The organism is Natrinema halophilum (genome assembly GCF_013402815.2).
In the GTDB taxonomy this organism is placed as follows: Archaea; Halobacteriota; Halobacteria; order Halobacteriales; family Natrialbaceae; genus Natrinema; species Natrinema halophilum.
The window spans coordinates 441,772-465,173 of record NZ_CP058601.1; the positions used below are offsets into that span (position 1 = coordinate 441,772).

The 23,402-nt window shown below is 61.1% G+C and carries 22 protein-coding genes; 12 read left to right on the forward strand and 10 right to left on the reverse strand.

Annotation, left to right across the window (positions count from 1 at the left end; all coding sequences use genetic code 11):
* Window positions 1-10: 10 nt before the first annotated feature.
* A complete protein-coding gene (locus HYG82_RS22880; RefSeq protein ID WP_179259456.1) occupies window positions 11-706 on the forward strand; it encodes a DUF6517 family protein in 696 nt (231 codons plus the stop codon).
* Here HYG82_RS22880 and HYG82_RS22885 read toward each other — a convergent pair.
* The 4 genes from HYG82_RS22885 to HYG82_RS22900 all read right to left on the reverse strand — a co-directional run bounded on the left by HYG82_RS22885 (window position 680) and on the right by HYG82_RS22900 (window position 3,676).
* Entirely contained in the window at window positions 680-1,804 is a 1,125-nt protein-coding gene (locus tag HYG82_RS22885) for a presenilin family intramembrane aspartyl protease PSH (RefSeq protein WP_179259457.1), read from the reverse strand. The genes HYG82_RS22880 and HYG82_RS22885 overlap by 27 nt on opposite strands.
* A 114-nt stretch (window positions 1,805-1,918) precedes the next feature.
* Window positions 1,919-2,167: an H/ACA ribonucleoprotein complex subunit GAR1 gene (locus HYG82_RS22890; RefSeq protein ID WP_179259458.1), complete on the reverse strand. Its 249-nt coding sequence runs from the start codon at window positions 2,165-2,167 to the stop codon at window positions 1,919-1,921.
* A gap of 1 nt (window position 2,168) precedes the next feature.
* Complete coding sequence (gene srp19 / locus HYG82_RS22895; RefSeq protein WP_179259459.1) at window positions 2,169-2,450, reverse strand: signal recognition particle subunit SRP19; 282 nt, start codon at window positions 2,448-2,450, stop codon at window positions 2,169-2,171.
* Between the two features lie 92 nt (window positions 2,451-2,542).
* A complete protein-coding gene (locus tag HYG82_RS22900) occupies window positions 2,543-3,676 on the reverse strand; it encodes a PGF-CTERM-anchored ABC transporter substrate-binding protein (protein ID WP_179259460.1) in 1,134 nt (377 codons plus the stop codon).
* A 60-nt stretch (window positions 3,677-3,736) separates the two neighbouring features.
* On the opposite strand from HYG82_RS22900, the gene btuC reads away from it, so the two are divergent.
* The 5 genes from btuC (at window position 3,737) to HYG82_RS22925 (ending at window position 9,812) form a co-directional block, all read left to right on the forward strand.
* Window positions 3,737-4,840, forward strand: a complete 1,104-nt coding sequence (gene btuC / locus HYG82_RS22905; RefSeq protein WP_179259461.1) for a vitamin B12 ABC transporter permease BtuC — start codon at window positions 3,737-3,739, stop codon at window positions 4,838-4,840.
* Entirely contained in the window at window positions 4,837-6,201 is a 1,365-nt protein-coding gene (locus HYG82_RS22910) for an ATP-binding cassette domain-containing protein (protein WP_179259462.1), read from the forward strand. Before btuC ends, HYG82_RS22910 begins: the two co-directional genes overlap by 4 nt.
* Before the next feature lie 220 nt (window positions 6,202-6,421).
* Window positions 6,422-7,000 carry a cupredoxin domain-containing protein gene (locus HYG82_RS22915; RefSeq protein WP_179259463.1) on the forward strand — a complete coding sequence of 193 codons (579 nt, stop codon included), beginning with the start codon at window positions 6,422-6,424 and terminating at the stop codon, window positions 6,998-7,000.
* A 92-nt stretch (window positions 7,001-7,092) separates the two neighbouring features.
* A complete protein-coding gene (gene gatE, locus HYG82_RS22920; RefSeq protein WP_179259464.1) occupies window positions 7,093-8,961 on the forward strand; it encodes a Glu-tRNA(Gln) amidotransferase subunit GatE in 1,869 nt (622 codons plus the stop codon).
* Window positions 8,962-9,149: 188 nt separating this feature from the next.
* Window positions 9,150-9,812: an HTH domain-containing protein gene (locus HYG82_RS22925; RefSeq protein WP_179259465.1), complete on the forward strand. Its 663-nt coding sequence runs from the start codon at window positions 9,150-9,152 to the stop codon at window positions 9,810-9,812.
* Between the two features lie 271 nt (window positions 9,813-10,083).
* On the opposite strand, the gene HYG82_RS22930 is transcribed toward HYG82_RS22925, so the two are convergent.
* Window positions 10,084-10,848 (reverse strand): RNA methyltransferase, encoded by a 765-nt coding sequence (locus HYG82_RS22930; protein WP_179259466.1) that lies wholly within the window; start codon window positions 10,846-10,848, stop codon window positions 10,084-10,086.
* 1,191 nt (window positions 10,849-12,039) lie between these two features.
* On the opposite strand from HYG82_RS22930, the gene HYG82_RS22935 reads away from it, so the two are divergent.
* The 3 genes from HYG82_RS22935 to HYG82_RS22945 all read left to right on the forward strand — a co-directional run bounded on the left by HYG82_RS22935 (window position 12,040) and on the right by HYG82_RS22945 (window position 15,445).
* Window positions 12,040-13,266, forward strand: coding sequence for a Cdc6/Cdc18 family protein (locus HYG82_RS22935; protein ID WP_179259467.1), 1,227 nt, complete (start codon window positions 12,040-12,042; stop codon window positions 13,264-13,266).
* A 53-nt stretch (window positions 13,267-13,319) separates the two neighbouring features.
* Window positions 13,320-14,513 (forward strand): dihydropteroate synthase, encoded by a 1,194-nt coding sequence (gene folP, locus HYG82_RS22940; RefSeq protein WP_179259468.1) that lies wholly within the window; start codon window positions 13,320-13,322, stop codon window positions 14,511-14,513.
* Between the two features lie 227 nt (window positions 14,514-14,740).
* The gene (locus HYG82_RS22945; protein WP_179259469.1) at window positions 14,741-15,445 is read left to right on the forward strand and encodes a 6-hydroxymethylpterin diphosphokinase MptE-like protein; all 705 of its coding nucleotides are present in this window, start codon (window positions 14,741-14,743) and stop codon (window positions 15,443-15,445) included.
* Between the two features lie 456 nt (window positions 15,446-15,901).
* Here HYG82_RS22945 and HYG82_RS22950 read toward each other — a convergent pair whose 3' ends face one another.
* On the reverse strand, window positions 15,902-16,888 hold the full coding sequence (locus tag HYG82_RS22950; protein WP_179259470.1) for an MBL fold metallo-hydrolase: 987 nt from the start codon (window positions 16,886-16,888) through the stop codon (window positions 15,902-15,904).
* Window positions 16,889-16,998: 110 nt separating this feature from the next.
* On the opposite strand from HYG82_RS22950, the gene HYG82_RS22955 reads away from it, so the two are divergent.
* The 3 genes from HYG82_RS22955 (at window position 16,999) to HYG82_RS22965 (ending at window position 19,402) form a co-directional block, all read left to right on the forward strand.
* A complete protein-coding gene (locus tag HYG82_RS22955) occupies window positions 16,999-17,457 on the forward strand; it encodes a hypothetical protein (RefSeq protein WP_235217799.1) in 459 nt (152 codons plus the stop codon).
* A gap of 139 nt (window positions 17,458-17,596) precedes the next feature.
* Window positions 17,597-19,006, forward strand: coding sequence for a cryptochrome/photolyase family protein (locus tag HYG82_RS22960; RefSeq protein ID WP_179259471.1), 1,410 nt, complete (start codon window positions 17,597-17,599; stop codon window positions 19,004-19,006).
* Window positions 19,007-19,093: 87 nt separating this feature from the next.
* Window positions 19,094-19,402, forward strand: a complete 309-nt coding sequence (locus tag HYG82_RS22965) for a HalOD1 output domain-containing protein (RefSeq protein WP_179259472.1) — start codon at window positions 19,094-19,096, stop codon at window positions 19,400-19,402.
* A 52-nt stretch (window positions 19,403-19,454) separates the two neighbouring features.
* Here the strand turns inward: HYG82_RS22965 and HYG82_RS22970 are convergent, their stop codons facing one another.
* From HYG82_RS22970 to HYG82_RS22985, 4 genes are all read right to left on the reverse strand, one after another.
* Entirely contained in the window at window positions 19,455-20,423 is a 969-nt protein-coding gene (locus tag HYG82_RS22970; RefSeq protein WP_179259473.1) for a sugar phosphate isomerase/epimerase family protein, read from the reverse strand.
* A gap of 51 nt (window positions 20,424-20,474) precedes the next feature.
* Window positions 20,475-20,720: a DUF7127 family protein gene (locus HYG82_RS22975; protein ID WP_179259474.1), complete on the reverse strand. Its 246-nt coding sequence runs from the start codon at window positions 20,718-20,720 to the stop codon at window positions 20,475-20,477.
* Window positions 20,721-20,995: 275 nt separating this feature from the next.
* Window positions 20,996-22,063 carry a Gfo/Idh/MocA family protein gene (locus tag HYG82_RS22980; protein ID WP_179259475.1) on the reverse strand — a complete coding sequence of 356 codons (1,068 nt, stop codon included), beginning with the start codon at window positions 22,061-22,063 and terminating at the stop codon, window positions 20,996-20,998.
* A 153-nt stretch (window positions 22,064-22,216) separates the two neighbouring features.
* On the reverse strand, window positions 22,217-23,401 hold the full coding sequence (locus HYG82_RS22985) for an ABC transporter ATP-binding protein (RefSeq protein ID WP_179259476.1): 1,185 nt from the start codon (window positions 23,399-23,401) through the stop codon (window positions 22,217-22,219).
* Window position 23,402 lies beyond the last annotated feature (1 nt).

The following is a 23,402-nucleotide window of genomic DNA, read 5'->3' on the forward strand; positions in this document are numbered from 1 at the left end:
AATTGGTGATATGAATCGACGGCTGTTCATCGGTACGCTCGGCGCGGGGGCTCTCGGCACAGTTGCCGGTTGTGTCAGCGGTCTCGCCGACGACGTAGCAACGTTTTCGGCAACGCCGGCGCGCGTCTCCGAGGATGCGGCTGCGGAGGCCGACTACAAGTATCAGGGGACGAGAGAGCGAATCGATTCAGAGGTGGTGGGGGGCCAGGACGTCGAGGTGACGAGCTACATCAGCGTCTACGATCGGGCTATCGACCTGACCGGCGAGCGGTTCGGAGGGGACGCACTGAAAGCGAGCGTGTTCGGCGTGATCGCGACCCCGCAGGTATCCGTCGACGGTGAAGATTTCGATCCCGTCGGCGACCTCTCGAACAGAGAGCTCGCCGAACGGGTACAGAGCCACTACTCGGGGATCGAAGTCGATCGAGCCGTCGGCGGCCGTGCGCTCCAGGCGCTTGGCCAACGATTTTCCTTCCAGTCGTACGAGGGAATCGCGACGCTGCAAGCGGAGTACGACGTCAGCGTTCATCTCGATGTCGCCCAGCGCGATCACGAGGACGACCACGTGGTCGTTGCTGCCGTCTATCCGACCGACAGTATACTCTCGGAGGGGTCAGAACAGGGTAGAATCGATACCCTCACGCGGGGACTCGAACAGTACGAGGGGATCGATGTGAAATTAGAATCCGAGCGCAGCGGTGAGTGAGAGCCCGCTCGCGAGCGCACCGAGCAGATAGCCGCCGATGGCACCGCCATTGAGTAAGGGTAATCCTGCGTGGGGTCGTCCCTTGAGCACCATGTGCATGAGAACGAGCAATCCGACGAGGGTTCCGATCAGTGCCCCGAGCGCCGGCAGATTCACCGTGATTCCCGGGACTGCGGCTGTCGGAAGATCGAGAAATGAGGCCGCACTGGCGACGAGAACCGTCGGAATAACCGCATCCCCCAGACCGATGAACAGGGCATCTCGCTCGAGGGCGGTCGACTCGCTGTCGTCGTCGGCCGAATCGGTACCGGTAGCGGTCCCGGCTGCATCTGTGTCATCGACCGAATCGGTACCGGTAGCGGTCGTGGCTGCATCTGTGTCGTCGAGTGCAGCATCGTCCGCAGCGTTAGCTTCGCTGACTGGTTCGTCCTCGACGGTCGTTTCTTCGCCCCCGTTCTCGAGGACGTCGTCGGTACTGCCCGCGGCGAGATAGGAGTACGAGAGCGTCGTCGGGACGACGAGGACGACTGGGATCTTGAGGTCCATGACGCCTTCGGCGAGGTCAAGCATGTGTTCGGTTCCGTAGACGCTGATGGCGTCGTAAACGGCCAATACCGTAAGCAACAGGAGAGACGGAAGAATGCCGAAGCTGATTCCGAACAGGGCCGCAGCGCCCGCCCCCATCACGATTCCTGCGCTGTCGATCACGTACCACTCTGGGTACCACAGGAGGGCGACTCCGACGGCGAGCGAGGCGACGATCGCAAGGCCGTCTGCGATTCCGTCCGAGACAAATGGGCCCGCTACGGGTGGCACGAGTTCTGCGAAGACGTACCACGAGATCATTACGCTGACCCCGACGAGCAAGAGCTTGATGAGCCACTCGAGATCGTATCTGAACGCCGCGAGCATGAGGCCGGTCGCCGCGAGCATGACCGCGAAGTAGAGAATGCTGTTGGTCGGATTCTGGGGATTTTCGACGGCCTGTCGATCAGATTCGGTGAACGGCTCGATCAGCGCCAGTGCACCGAGTTGGACCCCCAGGAACAACAGTATCGTCAGGCCCACAGCAGCGACAACCCGCGTCCGATCGTTCATGACGCGGCGTTCGTACCCAGCTCCTATTGGTTTTTCCACTCCGATTCCGCGACAATTCTGCGACGGATCGACCCCCTCGTGTTCCTCGAGACGTGCCAGGAACTCGAGTCGGTGCTAGCGCGCGTACAGCGTCGATCCGACCAGCGACGGCAGGTGGACCCCGTCGTTCGGCGTAACAGCCAGATACGGATGCGACACGGGACCGAAAACGTCGACGACCCGACCGACTTCCTCGAGGGAATCGTCGAGGACTGTCGTTCCGATCTCGTCGCGGTACTCGTCTCCCTCTTCATCGGCTGCCTCCGCAGCCCGCAGGACGGCGAGCCCCTGTGCAGTGCGAACGACCGCGCCGACTCGGCGCACGTTATTCGCGCATCGCGGCGACGTACGCCGCGACGGCCTGGACGAGGTCGTTTTTCGACGAGTCGTCAGCACCGCGGACGACGACACGACCGCGGTCAGCCCACGGCTCCCGCGAGTACGCCTTGTCCCGTTCGATGGTGGCATCGTACCCGATCTGCTGGACGGCTTTCGCGATTTCCTCGACCGTCGGCTCATCGACTGCCAGTTCCTCCGACACACGTCGTCCCTCGGCCCGTGAAAGGGTGACATCGAGATAGGCGGGCCAGATGACGTTTTCGACCATGCACTTTGCTGAGTGGTCAGGCGAGTAAACGCTTTTCAAAGCGAGACGGCCCTTCGAACGGAGAAACGAGAATACGAAACGGAGGTGTCTTGTTACCGACGCCCAGCGACGGCACTCACTGCGGCCAGCAGGGCTACGAGGGCGGCGGGAACGCCGAACCCGGGGATGGCGCTTTCGTTGTCCCCGTCGTTTGGCGATTCGCTGTCCGAGGTGTTCCCCTCGTCGCTGTATTTTTCGTCGACTGCCTCGAGGTCGCCTTCTATCTCGGCGTACACGTCGGGGTGGACCTGTTCGACGATCGATTCGATCGCATAGACGACGTTCGGGCCGGGTTGACTCATCGCGTTGTTATCGACGGCCACGACGTTGTTCTCCTGAACGGCGGTCGTCTCATCGAGCCCGCCCGGCATCGGTGGCGAATCGGCCCTGTCGGGGTAGACAATCCATTTCGGGTCTCGATCGACGACGACTTCCGAGTTGATCTGCACCCAGCCCGTCTCGCCCGCTTCGGCGGCCAGGTTCGTGAGTCCCGCAGTGGTCAACACGTCGTGCTGGAACGTCTCAGACCCGAACGTCGCGCCATCTTCGCCACTCGCATAGTACGCGAGCGGCTTCTCTTCACCTTCGAGCGCGCTGTCGTAGATCTCCAGCCGTTCGTTCATCCACTGAATCGTCTCTTGAGCTCCCGCGCAGTGGCCGGTCACGTTGCCTGTTACGCGGACGTTCGTGCGAACGCCGTCCATCGAGTTCGCCGTGTCGAGGACGACGACGGTGATGCCGGCGTTCTCGAGTGTGTCGAGGAGGCCCTGGTTGTACGTCGCGACGTTCGCGGCGAGGACGACGTCCGGGTCGAGCCGCACGATCTTTTCGGCGACCGGAGTGACGCCGTCGTCTTTGGTGATGTCGGTTCGATCGCCGGCGTCGAGCGACTCGGTATACTTACTGACGGGCATCCCGACGACTTTCCCCTCCGCACCGATCGAGTAAGCGAGTTGTGCGTCACCTGGATAGAGCGTCACGATGGACTCCGGTTCGCTCTCGAGCGTGACCTCCATCCCCCTCGCGTCGGTCATCGTCAGCGGGTATTCACACTGACCGTTCGATTCCTGTAGTGCGTTCGTCTCCTGTACAGCCGGCCCCGTCGCGCCACTCGTGGTGACCACGGCGGGTCCGACAACACTGCTGACCAATAAAACCGCCATCAAAGCGGTTACTCGATGTCGCATCGTCTTCGAGGTGCGCGTACTCCAACAAATATTTGTCTACTGCAATCGAGGTTGTGGTACATGGAGCGTCCGGTCCGTACGGCGGTGTGGTCGACGGGGCTTGGAGCGCTACTCGTTGTCGTCGTGGTGGGAAGCGCAGCGCTCGGACCGGTTCCTATCGATCCGGTGACGGTCGCCATGGCCATCATGAACGCCATCGCCGTCCCGGCAGGGCTCGAGATCGGTACCGAAACCCTGCCGCTGCTCGGCTGGCCCGTTCCAGTGCCGGGCCTCGAGTTCGCGTCCGCGTTCTCGTACGACGTGCCGAAAACGCACCAGTTCATCATCACCCAGATTCGATTGCCCCGCATCGCGCTGGCTGCGACGGTCGGATTCGCGCTCGCTGCGGCGGGGACGGTGATGCAGGGATTCTTTCGGAACCCGCTCGCCGATCCGTCGATTATCGGCGTCTCCTCCGGTGCCGCGGCCGGTGCGGTCGCTTCCATCGCGTTTCCCACGCTCGTTCCGTTCGGCAGCCTCCACCTCGCGGCGTTCGGCGGCGCGCTCGTGACCGCATTTCTCGTTTACGCGATCGCGACCGACGGCGGCCGTACGCCAGTTGCGACGCTGTTGCTCGCGGGGGTCGCCGTGCAAGCGTTTCTCGGGGCCGTCATTTCGTACATGCTCATTCACAGCGGCGACGGGCTCAGGGAAGCCGTGGTCTGGCTGATGGGCAGCCTGCGAGACCGCGGCTGGAGCGATGTCGCGTTTGCACTCCCGTTTATTCTCCTCGGCGTTGTCGTACTGGGTGCGTACGCTCGAGAACTCAACGTGCTTCTCCTCGGTGAGGAGGATGCCCATCACCTCGGCGTCGAAGTCGAACGGACCAAGCTGCTGTTGCTCGCGCTGGCGAGCGTGGTCACAGCCGCCGGCGTCGCCGTCACCGGCGTTATCGGCTTCGTCGGACTCGTCGTTCCCCACGTCATGCGCCTGCTGGTCGGGCCGGACCACCGCATCCTGTTTCCGACCAGCGCCCTCGCCGGCGCGTCGTTTCTGGTCGTCACCGATACGCTCGCACGATGGCCAGCCGGGCCGACCGAAGTCCCCGTCGGCATAGTCACCGCGGCACTGGGCGCCCCGTTCTTCCTGTTCTTGCTTACCCGTCGGGAGGTGCACTCGGTATGACCCGAACTGAACGAGCCGACAACCCGGACACGTCACGAAAGGATCCCGATTCCGACGCCGGTCGCGGTGTGCCCGACCCGGCGACGATCGCAATCGAACGCTGTTCGCTTTCGTTCGGCGACCTCCCCGTCCTCGAGGACGTTTCTCTTTCGATCGAGCCGGGGGAATTCGTCGGCCTCGTCGGCCCCAACGGAGCCGGGAAGACGACGCTGCTGCGGACGATCAGCGGCGTGCTCGAGCCCGCCTCTGGGACGGTGATGGTCGATGGTGTAGACGTCCACGACGTTTCCTCTCGCCGCTCGAGCCAACTTGTGTCAGTCGTTCCTCAGGATACGGCGTTGTCGTTTTCGTTCCCCGTCCGCGACGTCGTCGAGATGGGGCGCCATCCCCACCGCTCACGGTTTTCGCCGCCGACTGTAGACGACCGCAAAGCAGTCGAGCACGCCCTCGAGCGGACCCGGACGGCCAAGTTCGCAAATCGACCGATCGACGAGGTCAGCGGGGGACAGCGTCAACGGGTAATTATCGCGCGTGCGATCGCACAGGAGACGCCCGCATTGTTACTCGACGAGCCGACGGCCAGTCTCGACATCGCCCATCAGGTGGAGACGCTCGAACTGGTCCGCGAACTGGTCGACGACGGTCGAACGGTCGTCGCGGCGATTCACGACCTGGATCTAGCCGCGCGGTACTGCGATCGACTCGTATTGCTCGCCGACGGAGAAATCCGCCGAGACGGAGTGCCGTCGACCGTCTTGACCAGCGAGACGCTCGCCGATTCGTTCGACGCGAACGCCGTCGTCGCACCGAACCCGGTGACCGGTTCCGAAACGGTGACCGCGTTGGCGGACGCACGAGACACCGATTCGCTCCCGAAGAGAGTTCACGTTCTGGGGACGGGAGCCGCTGCGGCCGGCGTCGTTGCACGTCTCGACGCTGCTGGAATCGAGGTAACCCTCGGTCCGGTCTCGAGCGGCGACGGGGCGGCAGAAACTGCCCGATCGCTCGGCGTCGAGGCGATCGAAGTGGAGCCGTTTGCCCGACTGTCGACCGATGTCCGGACGACCGCCGAACGGCGAGTTCGCGAGGCCGACGTTACCGTGCTGGCGGATCACGTCCTCGGCGCGGGCAATCAGACGATACTAGATGCACTCGAAGAATCCGATGCGCTGGCTGTCGTCGAAACCCGACCGCTCGCCGACCGCAACTTTGCGGGGACGGCCGCTCGGAAGCGATACAGCGCGTGTCGGGAACGGGCGGTGGAAACGTCGCCCCAGTCGATTCTTGCAGCGATCAGGGAGGCATCCGCTCGCCAGCAGCGGTCGCAATCGGCGGAATCGGCCGATCCGCCGACCGAGTAACGGCCGTCAGCCGTCCAAGACGGGTTTACGCGGGCGGCCCGAGGCGCGTTCCGCAATCTATTACCGCGACATCGCTCGCCGAAATTTCCGATTACGCGACTCCTGCTGTGAGTACGGCGGATGCCATAGGCCTCGACGGCTGTTACGCCCGGCTAACAGCACACTGCCTCGGGGAACCGGAGCGTGGTTTTTTCTCCATTTTGAGCGTCGAACAGGGTGTATGACGACGTTCGAACTGACGCGACGGACGGCGCTCAGGCTCGCCGGTGCGACAGTCGGAGCCGCCGGATTGACCCTCCCGGTGACCGCCCAGGAGAACGAAACCGGGGACGACGAGGACGAAGACGACGACCGCGACGGCGGTGGCACCGACCGACAACCGATCATTCTCGCAGGTCGAGCCGAGTACTGGTACGGCGTCGCCCCAGCGGAGATCGAAGGAAGAGAGAATCCGCAGTTGACCCTCGAGGCCGATCGGGAGTACGATCTCGTCTGGATCAATGCCGACGGCGAAGAACACGAACTGCTCCTCGAAAGCGACGATGGCGACGAGCTCGAGCGCTCGGATTCGTCGGCAACGGCGGGTGAGACGGTGACGATGACGTTCGAGGCGACCGAAGAGATAGCCGAGTATTTCTGCGAATACCATCCCGAGGCCATGCGGGGCGACGTCGAATTCGACGGTGGCGTTGATCACGCGGCCCACGGTCACGACCACCACGGCAATGAGACCGGTGGGTCGAACGCGACCGATGGGCAAGTGGATCACGAGACGACAGGGTCCGATGCTGGATACTGACTTCAGACACCCGCGCGGGGTCGGACGGACCTGCTCTCGGACGTGAGTCGGACTGGACGGTTTTTTACCCCTCCGTCACCGAGTGCTCGGCAATGACGGAGTACGATTACGAGGCCCTCGGACTCGTCGCCGGGCTGGAAATCCACCAGCAACTCGATACGGCGACGAAACTGTTCTGCCAGTGTCCGACGACCCTCCGCGAACCCGAGGAGTCGACGCGTTCGTTTTCGCGATACCTCCATCCCACTCGAAGTGAACTGGGCGAACTCGACGACGCCGCCGTCGAGGAGAGCATGGTCGAGCGCGAATTCGAGTATCTCGCCTACGACACGACATGTCTCGTCGAGGAGGACGACGAACCCCCCCACGAACTCGATGCCGAAGCCCTCGAGACGACGCTCGAAGTTGCGCAACTCATGAACATGAGCCCGGTCGATCAGGCCCACGTCATGCGCAAGATCGTCGTCGACGGCTCAAACACCACGGGATTCCAGCGGTCGACGCTGATCGCAACCGACGGCGAAATCGAGACCAGCGACGGCGCCGTCGGGATCGAAGATCTGCTGCTCGAGGAAGAAAGCGCACAGCGCGTTGCAGAGACGGAAGCCGGCGTCCGCTACAGCCTCGACCGACTCGGCATTCCGCTGGTCGAGATCGGCACGAGCCCAGACATTTCCACGCCGGAACAGGCACTCGAGGCGGCCGAACGGATCGGCATGCTGCTCCGGTCGACGGGCAAAGTCAAACGCGGTCTGGGGACGATTCGTCAGGACGTGAACGTCTCCATTGCGGAGGGAGCCCGCGTCGAGATTAAAGGCGTCCAGAGCCTCGACGATATCGACGACATCGTTCGGAACGAGGTCGCGCGCCAGGTGGAACTCGTCGACATCCGGGATGAACTCGCGGACCGCGACGCATCCATCGGCAACGTCCGGGACGTAACCGACGTCTTCGAGGACACCGAAAGCAGCGTTATCGGCGGGGCACTCGAATCGGGCGGCTCCGTGATGGCGGTTCCGCTGTTCGGCTTCGACGGTCTCGTCGGCCGCGAAATCGCCCCTGACCGACGTCTTGGAACCGAGTTCTCGGACCACGCGAAACGCCACGGGGCTGGCGGAATCTTCCACACGGACGAGCTCCCCGCATACGGGGTCACCGAAGACGAGGTTACCGCGCTACGAGACGCGGTGGGCGTCAGCCCGGAGGACGCCGTCGCTATCGTCGCCGCAGAAACAGACACCGCCGAAACGGCAATCGATGCCGTCGCGGCGCGCGCAGCGACTGCACTCGAGGGTGTCCCCGAAGAGACCCGTGGTGCGAACGACGACGGAACGACTCGCTACCTGCGGCCGCTTCCCGGTGCAGCGCGAATGTATCCGGAGACCGACGTCCCGCCCGTCGAACCCGATCCGAGCGAGGTGTCCGAACCCGAGTTGCTGACCGAGAAGGTCGAGCGCTATCAGGACGAATACGGCCTCGGTGAGGGGCTGGCCGAACAGGTCGCGTACGGCGAATACATGCCGTTGTTCGAGGACGTCGTCGACGATGGAATCGATCCGACCCTAGCCGCGACGACCCTCGAATCGACGATGACCGAACTTCGGCGCGACGGCGTCGCGGTCGCAAACATCTCCCGTGAACACCTCGAGGAAGTGTTCGCGATGGCCGACGGCGGCGACCTCGCGCGAGAGGGTGTTCCAGACCTGTTGCGCGCACTGGCGGATGATCCCGACCAGTCTGCCGAGGCGGCCGCCGAAGCTGCCGGACTCGGATCGGCAGGCGAGGAGGAAGTTCGGGAGGCGGTCGTCGAAGTCGTCGAACGAAACGAAGACCAGGTCGAAGCGGAGGGCATGCAGGCCTTTTCCGGATTGATGGGTGAGTGTATGGGAGCACTCCGCGGGAAAGCCGACGGCGACCTGGTGAGCGAACTCCTGCGCGAAGAGATTCAGAAGCGAGCGTAATACCTGCTATCACGGAGAGTACCCTCCGAAGACGTCACTCGAACGGTTCCCTGACTGATCGAGTTTTCACGAAATTACGCCTGTGCGTTCCTGAAGCCGTTGTGGATAGTCACTCTGACCGGACGGAGATGAATAACTGCACCGTCGATAACCTTTATCAACACACACGTTGGCCGATTACGTGACCAATGACTGAGACGATAGATACCGAAACAGCGGCGCTTACAGCGGTCTGCCACGTACGCGCACCGCTTTTGCTCGAACCGGTCGACGAGCAGATTGAGACGCTTCAGGCCTGCGAGTCCGAGGGGAAAGTCGACGACTTGCTCCTTCGGAGTTGGCCCAAGGAAGTCACACTCACCGATGAAAGCCCCTATCAGGAGGTCCTCGAAAATTACAACCGATTCTCTCAGTGGGCCGATGACCACGGTGTGAACATCCGCCCGCCGTTTCGAGAGCGCTCGACGACCTCGCAGGTGACCGGGACCACGCGTGAACGGCTCGTCACCCCGCTTTTGTGTCTCGAGTTATACGCCGACGACGAGTTGATCGGCGTGTTTCCCCACTCGACCGAGGAAACGGACGAGACGTATACGACCGATGAGGCGATCGCAACCATTCGAACTGGGGAAATGCCGACGCCGCTTACGACGGTCGAAACGGATGCGGCTGGTGAGTTAGCCACACCGCCTACCTGCCCGGACTGCGGCGGCTTTCTGATCGACGGTCAGGGCTTGTTCGCGTGCAGTGATTGTGGGTGGATCGGAACGGTGAGCGTGACCGGACGGTGCGAATCCGATTCGGAACGACCGGCACGAAATCGCGAGGCAACGCCCGTCGAATCACGGTAGCGGACCGGAACGGCTACTGACTCGAGAGTGGACGACCATCCAGTCGATCGTTGTTTGTCTACTCGACCGACTCGAATCCCCGAATCCGACATTCTGCTTCGAGTTGCCTTCTGCGACATTCTGCTTCGAGTTGCCTTCTGCGACATTCTGCTTCGAGTTGCCTTCTGCGAAAGTGACTCACGGGAACCATCAGTCGCATTCGAATGGGTGTTCGTCCAGTTGCGTCCAGTCGTACTTTTGTCGCTGCGATTGACTAATCGTCCGCCCGTAGTCACTCGTCCGCCGGCCGTTCGGTTGCTCGTCGGAGGAGCCCGAGCAGCGTGTTCGCCTCGCGTTCGGTCAGATCGGCCCGACCGAACACGCGACGTACCATCCGCATCGTCTTCTCGCGTTTTTCTTTCGGGTGATTGATTTCCTCGAGCAGCGCAGCCCACTGGTCGTAGAACCGTTCGAGAGTCGGTTCGGGTGCGCGGACGCGCTCTATGTCAGGCAACTGCGTCTCGTCTCCGAGCGTGAGCGTGCGAAGTTCGTACAAGGTAATCGTAGCGGCCTGTCCGAGATTCAAAACGGGGTAGTCGGCATTCGCGGGAATCGAGCAAATTTCGTCGATTCGGGCGAGTTCCTCGTTCGTCAATCCGACGCGCTCGCGACCGAACACGAGCGCAGTCGATGCCTCGACAGATGGCAATCGGTCGGCCAGGTCGGCCGGGGTCGTGTACGGAAACCGAACGTGGCTGCTGTCGTCCTCGTTCGTCACTGCCGTACAGCCGACCGTATGGTAGTTCTCGACGAGGGACTCGAAACTGATCTCGTCGGCACCGGGGAGCACGTCCTCTCGAGCGTGGCCTGCGAAGCCGTAGGCTTCGCCGTCGGGGTCGAGTTCGGGGGGATCGACCAGCAACAGTTCCTCGAAGCCGAAATTCTTCATGGCGCGAGCGATTGTCCCGACGTTTCCGGGCGACTGGGCGTCGACGACTGCAACGGCAGGCGACGTTCGATCCGTGATGTTGAGGGCGGTGGACGGTTCCTCAGTCATTGGTACTCGGTCGTCGATCCGACGGCTGGAGCGGATACGAGTGTCCGACTATTGGTTCCAGTGCTGATACGATGGCTGCTGCGAACGCTGAGAAAGACGTCGTGGCGATACGTGCGAACATACTCTGACTGATACTCAAAACGGGAGCGCAAAAAAGAGCGCGTTCGCGACCTAGCGTATCTCGACGGCTCCTGATTTCCGACCCGATGTCCCTCGAATTCTTATTTCTCTCTCTGCGCAAGTTGAATCATTTCGATGATCGCTGCAACACTTTGCGAACAGTTCCAGTTAGTAGCTGCACTTGCGAACAGTTCTAGTTACTAGTTAGTATCCTAGTTGAAACTAGTAGTTGAATGTATACTAGTTATACTATACTACAGTAATGCGATTTGAGCATGTTAGATGCGTGTGATTATCATACACGTTAATTGAGACGGATTGTCGATCGCACTGTCTCGTTAGTTGTGTTGTGTGAGGGCGTGTGGTGGATATGATCTTCGGATGTGAAGAGAGATACTGATGAAGCGATGCTGAGAGATATTTGATGGATACAACTAACTGCCGCAATAGAAATGCCGTCCGACACATTTGCTGTGAATAGCTGTTCGACACATTTGCTGTGAATACCGGTGCCCGTCGATCGGATCGAAACGGGTGGGACACGGACACACCCCCCTCGCGTTTGTAAGGCTTCTCATGGACGGAGGTGGTGATGTGGAACACACCTGTATCGCGGGTGAAAAAAGTCGTCTGTGATGGGGGTACACGTCACACTACGGACGAATAACTTCTGCCACCACCCCCTGTTCACCGTTACAAACGCGACGGGGGTGTGTGTCCCGTAATCATAACCGGTTTGTCGTGAACGCGGTACGTCGACGTTCGTTCTACAATCGGTATTTCGACGCCTTCGAGAGAGACTGTCCACGTAACCGGAGCGGAACGCAGACCGTGGAACCGGCTGAAGTGTGGCGATTTCTAGATTGAGACGATCCGGCTTTACATCCGCGACGGGGGTGTCCGTCCCGCTTCTCTCCATTCCTCGGCGTTAGAAGCGCGAGGGCAGCGAACCGTTACTCTCACAGCCACGCGCCCGCGGTTCCCGACTCGAGTCGCTCTGACGGTGAATTTACATCCGCGATCGATCTCCACACCTTTATTCCAATCCGGTTGGTAGGGCGGGATACTGCAATGTCCGCCAACGACGATCGAGACCCGCTCTTTCGGTACGACGATCCCGTCTTCGCCGACGAGCGCCTGCTCGAGATCACGCACCTTCCAGGTCCAGACCGGATCGTCGGTCGTGACGAGCAAATGCAACGGGTTGCGGACGCCCTGAATCCGGCAATTTTCGGGAGCGAGCCCAACCACTTGTTTATATTCGGCAAGACCGGCACCGGTAAATCGCTTATCTCGCGGTCGGTTACCCAGCGGGTGATAACCGAAGCCCAGCACGACGACGTCACCGTGAAGTACGCTTTCATCGATTGCGGCGAACAGAATACGGAGGCGTCGATAGTCAAGACGATCGCTCAGATCGTCAACGTCTCGGAGACGAGCGGGGTTACGGTCCCCGACCGCGGCCTCGGAACTGGCGATTATTACAAGCGCCTTTGGCAGGCCATCGACCACTGCACTGACGTCACCATCGTTATCCTCGACGAAATCGATATGCTCGAGGACGACGAGGTCCTCCGAAAGCTCTCTCGGGCCGGCGAAAACCGGCGTATCTCCGACTCGAGCATCGGTATCATCGGTATCTCGAACAAGATCGATTTTCCGGATCACCTTTCGGAGCGCGTGAAATCGAGCCTCTCGCGGGATGAGCTCGTCTTTTCGCCGTACGACGCCAACCAGCTCGTCGAAATCCTCGAGAAACGTCGCGACGCCTTTCACGACGGGGTGTTATCCGACGACGTCATTCCACTGACGGCCGCTCTAGCGGCCCAGGAACACGGTGACGCACGCAAAGCGATCGACATTCTTCGTAACGCAGGTCGGATCGCAAAGAAACGAAACGACACCCGTGTGACCGCAGATCACGTCCGAGATGCAAAGGAAAAGACCGAAGCCGACCGTTTCAACGAGTTGATCGAAGGGTCACCGCAGCAAGCGAAAGCGATACTCTATTCGTTGACTCTGCTTACCGAAAACAGCTCCGAGAAGGAGTTTCCGACGAAGATCATCTACAACCAGTACAAGGAGGTCGCTCGCCAGCTCGACTTCGACGTCCTCTCGGAACGTCGCGTCCAGGAAATCCTCCAGGAACAAAACTTCCTCAACGTGATCCAGTCCGAGCGAGAGGGGCGCGGTCGCGGACGCGGTGCACACGCGAAACACCGCTTGCTCGAGAACCCGTCGATCGTCAAGAAGGTCCTCCTTCGTGATTCACGGCTGGCCGTCCTCGAGGACGAGTAAGACTGGTTCGCCGGAATCGCGGGGCCTTTTTGCTTCGCCTTCACAGACGAGGTATGAACAGCGTCGATGCCGCCGGCCTGGGGATCGGTGACGACTACCCGCCCCGGATTATGGGCGTGTTGAACGTCAGCGAGGAGTCCCCCTACGATCCGAGCGTCTACGACGATCCAGGCGAGGCGGCGCGCTACGTCGACGAGGACTTGATCGGCGAAGGCGCTGACATCGTCGATATCGGCCTCGAATCGGCCAACAAGCGATTCGATGTACTTTCCGCCGACGAAGAACTCGAACGACTTCACGTTGCACTCGAAACGATCGAGAGCGTGTCGGGGGATGCGATCTTCTCGATCGAGACGCGCTACGCTGCGGTGGCCGACGAGGCGCTCTCGCAGGGGTTCGACATGGTCAACGACATTTGCGGGTTCGCTGACCCCGCAATGCCGACCGTTTGCGAGGAGTACGACGTTGCCGTCGCGAAGATGGCGAGTCCGCCGGACCTCGAACGGCCGGGTGCCGTCGAGGAAACCGACTGGTCATCTCGAAAGTCGCCAACGTGGGCGAGACGTTCGGACTACGTCGACGCCGTTTTCGAAGCGCTCAAACAAAACGGACTAACGGACAAGACGATCGTCGACCCCGCTTTCGGCAGCTGGAGCGACGCGAAGACGCTCGAGGACGATCGGAACACCTTCCGTCGTCTTCGAGAATTCCGAGCGCTCGGCCAACCGATGCTCGTCTCGATCAACCGAAAGAATTTCTTGGGCGAAATAGCGGACCGCGAGACGGATAAACGGTTGCCGGTCAGTCTCGCAGCGACTTCGATGGCCATCGAGCGAGGCGCACACGTGATCAGGACCCACGACGTGGCCGAAACGCGAGATGCGGCTCTCGTGGGTGAAGCGTTTACTGCGCGCTCGAGTGCATCCGCCGACGGAATTACGCTCTCGCAACTTGACGTCCAATCGACGCGCGAATTCAGGTCTCAGCTTCGAGAGCGAGGTATCGATCCCGCCTTCGCTGACGAACGGCAGTCGCAATTGATAGAGATAGACAGTCTCGGTTTGGACGCGAGCGATCGATTGCGGTCGGTCGCCGCGGAACACGATACGGTCGTCCGTCGTGTGGGTGATGACCGGCTCTTACTCGTGGGTTCGACGAAAGCCGTTTCCGATATCGCAGGTCGGTTCGCCGCTGAGAGGGGGACTCTCGGTAAGCTCGGTGCGAAGCTATCAGAAGTACTGCGTTAAGAGAAAGCTTATACCGGATGCTTAGAAAAGAGGGAGTGGACGCCGGGCGGCCTCCCGGGTAGGGGTACTTTGGAGGCGACCCCCGGCCCACAACACGGAATTATTGCGGACCTCTGTCGATCAGTGACGACTACCGAGCCTCGTCGTCGTGATCGGAACCGATTGGGTGTGCCACCGCGTGACACCGAACACACAAACCGATAGCGCGACGATAATCGACAATACACATGGAGTTCGACGAGTGGGAACCCGTCTACGAGGCAATTCTCGACGATTTCGGCTACGATCGAACCGGCGACGAACGAGGACGGGAGCGTCTCGAATCGCTTCTCGAGGAAACCTACGATCCCGCCGAACTGGCGATTCTTCGAGATGCAACCGTCGCCGTAGCGGGAGCCGGTCCGTCGCTCGAGACGGACCGAAACCTCGACCGTGTACGCGATGCCGACGTCGTCCTCGCGGCGTCGACCGCCGTGGACGTCCTCGTATCCGAGGATATCGACGTCGAGTGCATGGTGACGGACCTCGACAAGAACCCGGAAACCGTCGAACGACTCACCGACGCGGGCGTTCCGGTCGCGGTCCACGGCCATGGTGACAACCTCGACGCGATTCGGAACGTCGTCCCGAACTGCCGTCACGAGTACGTTCTGCCGACGACTCAGACCGAACCTCGCGGGATCGTCCGAAACTTTGGCGGCTTCACCGACGGTGATCGAGCGGCGTTTCTCGCGGACCACTTCGGCGCCGCCGAACTCGTTTTCGTCGGCTGGGATTTCGACGACCCCACGGTAGACCGGACGAAGGCTCGCAAGCTCGAGTGGGCTGAACGACTCCTCTACTGGCTCGAAACGCGGCGGATGGATCACTTTTCGATACTAGACGGACGACGAGACGGGATCGTGACCGATGGAATCCCGATCGAGTCGTGAGCGAATCCCACCGACTCGTGAACAAACCCCGATCGAGTCGCGAGTAAATCCCAACCGAATCGTCGAGGATAAATCCCATTGGGTTACCGCGAGTGAATTGTCGTTCTCGTCACCGCTTTGCTGACTGACGGGGCGTTTACTTGATACGATATTTCGCGATGTCACGTGCGCCACATGCAGGACACGCCGACTGCGTCGACTCGAGTGTCATCCCACACCGTCGACACTCTTCGATGACCGTTCCGTCGCTGCGGCGACAAAACACCGTCTCGAGCGCGTTCAGTATCGTCGTTCGCGCGGTATCGGTTTTTCTCTCCTGACCCCTCATAGCCGTTCAGTTGCGAATATCACAATTCGTTATTATTCGATTACCAAGAGAATCACGCGATCTGATAGTCCGTCAAAATCCGTTTTCGGAGGTAATCAGACCTTATAGTTCCGGTGCAGTCTCACGGTTTACGAGCGCGTGACGGTGAGTCCGTACCGAACCGGATCGTTTGTAGCCCGCTCGACTCTCCCTTCGCGCTCGAGTGCCTGCAGGTGTGCTGCTGCTTCGCCAGCGCCGAACTTGACGTGGATCCCCTCGAGGTCGCCGAACAGATCGCAAGCGATGTCCCACGGCGTCGCCTGTTTTCGAGCCTCGAGCGCCTCGAACACCCGTCGGGAGCGGGCTCGATGGTGATCAAGAATTTCCGACACCCGGGCGGGTTCGACTGTGGCTCCGTGGCCGGGCAGGAGCCGCTCGGGCCGATTCGCGAGACGGTTCAACGTCGTCCGGAATGCCGCAAGCGGATCGCGATCGATCAGTCTGTCGTCGCCGCCCCGGACCGACGGCGACCCGCTCACCTCTGGTTGGAGGGTTCGAGTGTCGCTGCCTCCGACGTTCGGAGTCGTCGTCGGCAATATGGCGTCGCCGACCAGCAGGAATCCGTCCCCTGCGAAGGCAGTGTGGCCAAGCGTGTGGCCGGGCGTCGCGACGACGTCGAGCCCCGCGACGGTCTCTCCATCCCTGAGTCGTTCGACGGGCGTTCTGTCGGGAATCGCGGATACGGTGTCGTTCGCGATGACGTTCGCGACAATACGTTCTGGCACCCCGAGACGTCGCATCACCGACCCATCTCGCTCGAGGCGGCGCTCGCGCGCGCCAGCGTAGTCGCCGATCAGCGGCGCGTCGTCGGCACCCATGGCGAGGGTCGCATCCGCTTCCTCGGCGAGTCTGGGAGCGAGGCCTGCGTGATCGGCGTGCCAGTGCGTGACGAGAACGTACTCGATATCGAGGCGGTCGACGTCGGCCCGGTCGAGTCCATTCTGTAACGTGTGCCAGGCGTGGTCAGTCGGCGGACCGGGATCAACGATAACACGGTCGTCGACGAGGTACGCACTGTTGGCTCCCTCCGGCACATCCCCGCCGATGGCGATCCGCGAAACGGTCTCGACAGTCATCGGTCGTCTTTCTCGCTCGTGATGCCTTATGCGTCCCGCTCGGCCGCCGCCGGTGGTGACCACGTCGGATCTCGCCACGGTTTCTCGGTTGTCTGGTAATAACAGTTAAGATGAACAGGTCACCAGGATACGACGTGGATCAACGAATCATCGTCACGACGCCATTTCTCATCTATCTGGCGCTCTGTGGATTGTTCGGGCTCGCCCAGTCGATGGTGGGTACGTCGTTTACGCAGGGACAACCCGCGTTTATGGCTATCGTCGGTTTCGTCGGGCCGTCGATCGCGATCGGTCTGATCTGGGTCAGGAACTTTGCGTATGGCCCACCGGTGCTCGTCTCGACGATGCTTACGAACGCCTGGTTCGTGACGTACTTCTTTTTCATTCACGACAATCCGGCGAACGTCTTTGCGGTTTCGGGCGACGGTGCGACGGCATATCTTTCCGCATCACTCGGTATCGTAGCGGGTTCGTTGTTCACCGCAGCCGTCGGTTGCTGGCTGTGGTACCGCACGAGTCAGGGATTCCGCTCGGCGGTCGACCGACTCGTGGGACCATCTGAGACGTAGACTCGAGATTCCGCAACTCACGTTGCCGTTTCCTCGGTCCGCTGGACCGATTCTCCGAGTCCGATTGTGCCGGGGCGGCTGCGTAATTGACTTCGCAGGTACCGTACATTCTTTCCTCACTCGGACGTCCAGTGTAACCGTGATCGTTCATTGGCACCGTCGGGATCTCCGTACGACGGACAACCGCGGACTCGCACGAGCTGCGGCGACCGACGAGCCGGTCGTCCCGCTATTCGTTTTCGATCCAACCGTTCTCGAATACGCTTCGCCCGTCCGCATCGCATGTTTGTGCGAGGCTCTCGAGGCGCTCCGGATGCGATACCGGGAACTCGGGAGCGATCTCGTCGTCGTCGAGGGTGAGGCGAGCGGAGCCGTGCCACGAATCGCCGCTGAGTACGACGCATCGAGGGTCGTCTGGAATGCCGATTACAGCGGCCTCGCACGTGACCGCGACCGAGCGGTGCGCGCCGCGCTTGAGGACGCTTTCGTTACGTATGAGTCGGTTCACGACGCGGTTCATCACGAACCGGGCACGATTACGCCGAATCAGGGTGACCACTACTCGGTGTTTTCTTACTTCTGGAAGAAGTGGCGAGACAGGGACAAACGGGATCCTGTCGATGAACCCGATGCGGACGATCTCGCGGACGTGACGGGTGACCCGCTTCCGACGCTCGACGATCTCGAATTCGACGAACCGGACGCGACGCCCCAGCCCGTAACCATGGCGGCCGCACGCGATCGGGTCGCCGACTTTTGCTCCGGGCAGATCTATCGATACGCCGACGAACGCGAGTATCCAGCTGCTACGGGGACGTCGCGTCTTTCACCACACCTCAAGTGGGGGACGATCGGCCCGCGGGTGCTGTACGCGGCGACCGAGCGAGCCGTCGCCGAAACGGACTCCGACGGGGACCGCGAGAGCGTCCGCGAGTTCCAGCGCCAGCTCGCCTGGCGGGAGTTCTACGTACACGTTCTGGCGTTCAATCCGGAGATAGTCTCCGACAACTTCAGCGGCTATGCGAACGACATCGAGTGGCGCGACGATCCAACCGCGCTCGAGGCGTGGAAGGCCGGCGAGACGGGATATCCGATCGTCGATGCTGGGATGCGTCAGCTCCGAGAGGAGGGCTGGATGCACAATCGCGTTCGCATGCTGGTCGCCTCGTTTCTAACCAAAGACCTCCTGCTCGACTGGCGCCTGGGGTACGACTGGTTCCGGCAACTACTCGCTGATCACGACACCGCGAGCGACGTCGGCGGTTGGCAATGGGCGGCGTCGACCGGCACGGACGCTCAGCCGTACTTTCGCGTGTTCAACCCCCTGAAACAGGGTGGCGAGTACGATCCGGACGCCAAGTACGTTCGCGAATACGTCGCCGAACTGTCCGACGTACCGACTGATGCAATCCACGGGTGGCACGACCTCGAGTCGGCCGAACGAGAACGACTCGCCCCAGAATACCCGGCTCCGATCGTCGATCATGCCGCTCGACGAATCCAAGCGATCGAAATGTTCGAGCGAGCTCGAGGCGAGACGCCCGAGTAATGCGTTTCTGCACGATATATTACCAGCGTTTATCAGATTGGGATATTTGCCATCACCCTTATCCGCTAGACTATTCTAGACGATAGTATGTCCTCACAGGACGACCTATCGCCCACCGATGGTTCGGTTCCACCGTCCCGGGCCATCGTCGAGTCAATCGCTGTGCACGAGGGCGTCGATGTGACTGCGATCGAACCCCCGGCGTACGACCCGTTGTTTACGGTCGTCAACCCCGAGGCACTCGATGAACTGTTCCGGACGACCGGCGATACCGCCAGTAACGTGGTTGTAACGCTCGAGTACGAGGGGTACGAGATTGTCGTCCGTAACGGAACAGATGTCGAAGTTCGGGAACAGTCGTCGAGCGACTCGGTCAACAATCCCATCGAGGAGTAATCGACACGGGATTTACACGCGGTGATCGCACTGCTTTAACTGTGTGCGGACGTCAGTCGGTCCAGTATGCTTCGTCTGGTCGCGTTTCGAATACCGCCCGTTCGAGCAGATCGATCGCCTTCTCGAGCCCTTCGCAGGAACTGGTCAGCGAGTCTTCGTGTTCGATGCTCATCGTGCCGTCGTAGCCGACCATCCTGAGCGTCGAAACGATGTCCTTCCAGTGGGATTCATCGTGACCGTACCCGACGGTCCGGAACAGCCACGATCGGTTCGGCTCGTCTTGATACGACGTCGTATCCAGGACGCCCTTCTCGCGGGACTGTGCCTCGTAGATCATGGTATCTTTGGCGTGTACGTGATGGATCGCATCCCGCTCACCCAGATAACGGATCGCATCGGTGATCGTGATACCCTGCCAGTATAGATGGGAGGGATCGAAGTTCGATCCGATCCGTTTACCGGTCTCCTCTCGGAGTCGCGCCATCCCGTGTGGCTCGTAGATCAGCATGTTCGGGTGCATCTCGATCGCGACGTCCACCTCGTGGTCGTCGGCGTAGTCGGCGATCTCGCTCCAGTACTCGATAGCTCGTTCCCACTGGTAGTCGAGGGCCTCGTCGTGTTCGGGCGGCCAAGGTGCCGTGATCCAGTTTGGCACCTCGTCGTCCGGACTGCCGGCCGGGAGGCCCGAAAAACAGGTGACTGCGTCGACCTCGAGCTGGGCGGCCAGCCGTATCGCCTCGCGGAGTTCGGTGTCCGACCGCGTCGCCCGTTCTTCGTCGGGATGGAGCGGGTTGTTGTGGGTAGCCAGCGCGCTAATGTGCATATCGTATTCGTCGAGCAGATCGCGTAGCTCGGCCTGTTCGCTCTCATCGTCGAGGTATTCGGATCGGACGAGGTGGTCCTGTCCCGGATGGCCGCCGACGCCCGGTTCTATCGCGCTGACGCCTTGCTCGTCGAGATATGGCAGCGCACTCTCGAGCGGTTCGTCGGCGAGTGGCGGGGTGTGAACGCCGATATCCATGGGAGATGCGACGACAGCCGGGGAAATAAAACGGGTGCAGGAACCGGTCGATCAATCCCTGATCGTCAGAACGCCGTCGTTGACGGCCACGTCGCTCGCATCCGCCGGAACGTCGAACTCGAATTGCCTTTCATCGACGGTGACGATCGCCGTTCCTCCGACGACGTCGACCGACGGTTCGCCGGCAATTGGGCCGAAATCGACGGCGATGATGCTTTCGTCTTCGTACTCTCGGTTGCTGATCGCGATGTCATCCTGGCCGCTCACCGCATCTTCCAGTTCGGGTGGGGTTTCCATGGACGGACCTACGCGGCACCCGTCCGTAAACGTCGTGCACGAAACTGCTCCTTCGAACGCCACCGGCCGGAACGGCCGATATCACGACATTTTCCCGAGTCCTGTCTACCGCCGTCCCGTGGTGCGAACGGCGTCGATCGAAAGACGATGTCTTTCGGACGACGTCGGCAGCCATCAGGGGGCGTGGACGCCCCGACCGCCCGAGCGGAACACTCGTTTCTGTGATTCTCCGCCTTCCACAGTGATTTGTCGCCTCTTTCTCCCGTGAGAAGCACTCACTCGTCGATCGTAATCGTTCGGCCTTCCTCGCTCGAGTCGTAGATAGCACCGATGACTGATTGGACGGTAAGCGCCTCCTCGACGGTACTTCCCCCGTCTTGCTTTCCGAGGATTCGGTCGAAAAACGCCCGCTGTTCGTCCGAGTGCGTATCGTTCTGGCGCGTTTCGATGGTCGTATCCTCGAGGTGGTCGGCACCGGCTTTGCTCGCAGAATAGATGGAGAGATCTCCCTCGAGGAGGTCGAACCGGGCCGCCGCATCGGTCCCGCGGGCGATGAATTCGTGGGTTGCAGGCCGGTTCGTTGCCCACGCAACCTCGAGCGAAATCGTTCGGTTTTCCGCACAACGGATGAAGGCGGTGGCGGAATCGTCGACGTCGAACCCATCCGGGCCAGCGTCGTCGGCCCACATGTCGAGGTAGGCGTATTCCTCGCGGCTTCCGAACTCGCTGCGGGTGACGCCGCTTACTTCCGTAACGTCGGGGTAATCGAGCAGATACAGTGCGAGGTCGATTGCGTGGACCCCGAGATCGATTAGCGCCCCGCCGCCCGCGATCTGGCGGCGGGTGAACCACGATCCCCGTCCGGGGATCCCTCGCCGCCGGACGTAGTTCGCCTCGATGTGGGAGACGGTTCCGAGGGCGCCCCTATCCATCCTGTTTTTGACAATTTCGACGGTGTTCGCGAATCGGTTGTTAAACCCTACCATGGAGAACCCGTTCGACTGCTCGGCAGCGTCGGCGATCCGCTGTGCGCTCTCTATCGAGTGGCCCAGCGGCTTCTCGAGCAAGACGTGGAGGTCCTGTTCGAACGCGTCGACCGCGTACTTCTCGTGATACTTGTTCGGCGTTGTGATGATAACGGCGTCGATGGTATCGTACAGTTCCTGATGGTCGTCGTAAACGTCAACGTCGTACCGGCGGGCAAATCGCGTCCTCGCTTCGGCGGCGACGTCCATCCCACCGGCGAGTGTCACGCCGAGATCGACGAGCCTCTCGGCGTGGTACTGGCCGATGTTGCCGAGGCCAACGATGCCGGTTTCGATGTCGGATCGATCTCGCATCATGTAACTGTGATCATGGTCGTCTGCGATGGTCTCGAATCGGTCAAATACACCCCTCCTCTAGCTATAGTAGAGCTTTTCGCTCGAGCGACTTCCGTCCATCGCCGACCGAAACAGATCGGCCCGAGAACGGCCTGGCCGGTAGCATCGTACGACTCAGTCGGCTTCTGACCTGGTTGTACCAGGCTCTCCGCTCGGTAGATCTGTCAGACCGTGGACCAGCGCATCGCCCGTGGCCGAATCGAATAGGTGTATCTTCGACCGGTCGAGCACGACCTCGACGTCCTGTTCCGCCTCGATTTCCGTGTCGGGAGTGACACTCATCAGTAACTGGTTCGGCGACGTGGCGGGATCTTCTTCCATCGATCCTGCTGCGCCTTCGGAAAGCAGGAGGTAGATGAACACCTCGTCACCCATCGGTTCGAGCACGTCCGTGCGGGCGTCGATCGGACTCGTTGCGGAGGCGAGCGAGTCCGCGTACCTGGTAAGGTGGACGTCCTCTGGTCTAACGCCCAGTGTGACGGCGTCGCCGACAGACAGACTCTGGAGACGTGTCGGATCGAGCTCCACGGTGAAGTTTCTCGTCTCGAGACCGTCCTCGACCAGTTCTCCCTCGATGAAGTTCATCGATGGCGAGCCGATAAACCCGGCGACGAACAGGTTCGCCGGTTGATTGTAACAGGTCAGTGGGGGGGCGATCTGCTGGAGTCTCCCGTCGTTGAGGACGGCGATCCGGTTGGACATCGTCATCGCCTCGGCCTGGTCGTGGGTGACGTAGATGATCGTAGTCCCCAGCTCCCGGTGGAGGCGCTGGAGCTCGGTCCGCATGTGGACCCGTAGCTTCGCGTCTAAGTTGGCCAGCGGCTCGTCCATCAGGAAGACGTCGGGATTCCGTACGATCGCGCGGGCGATCGCGACTCGCTGGCGCTGGCCGCCGGACATCTCGTCGGGCATGCGATCGAGCATCCCCTCGAGCTGGACGATGTCGGCGGCTTGCTCGACGCGTCGACGGACCTCTTCGTCGTCGTACTTGCGAAGTCGAAGCCCGAACGAGATGTTCTCGTAGACGTCCATGTGCGGGAACAGCGCGATGTTCTGGAAGACCATCGCGACGCCTCGATCCTTCGGCGCGAGGTTCGTCACGTCGTCGTCGCCGATGTACACGCGCCCCTCGGTCGGCTGTGTGAGCCCGGCGACCGCTTCCATCGTCGTCGACTTCCCACAGCCAGAGGGACCGACGAAGGTGACGAATTCCCCGTCTTCGATCTCCATACTTACGTCGTCGACCGCGGTGACGTCATCGTAGCGTTTCGTTACGTTCTCGAGTCGTACTCGTGCCATT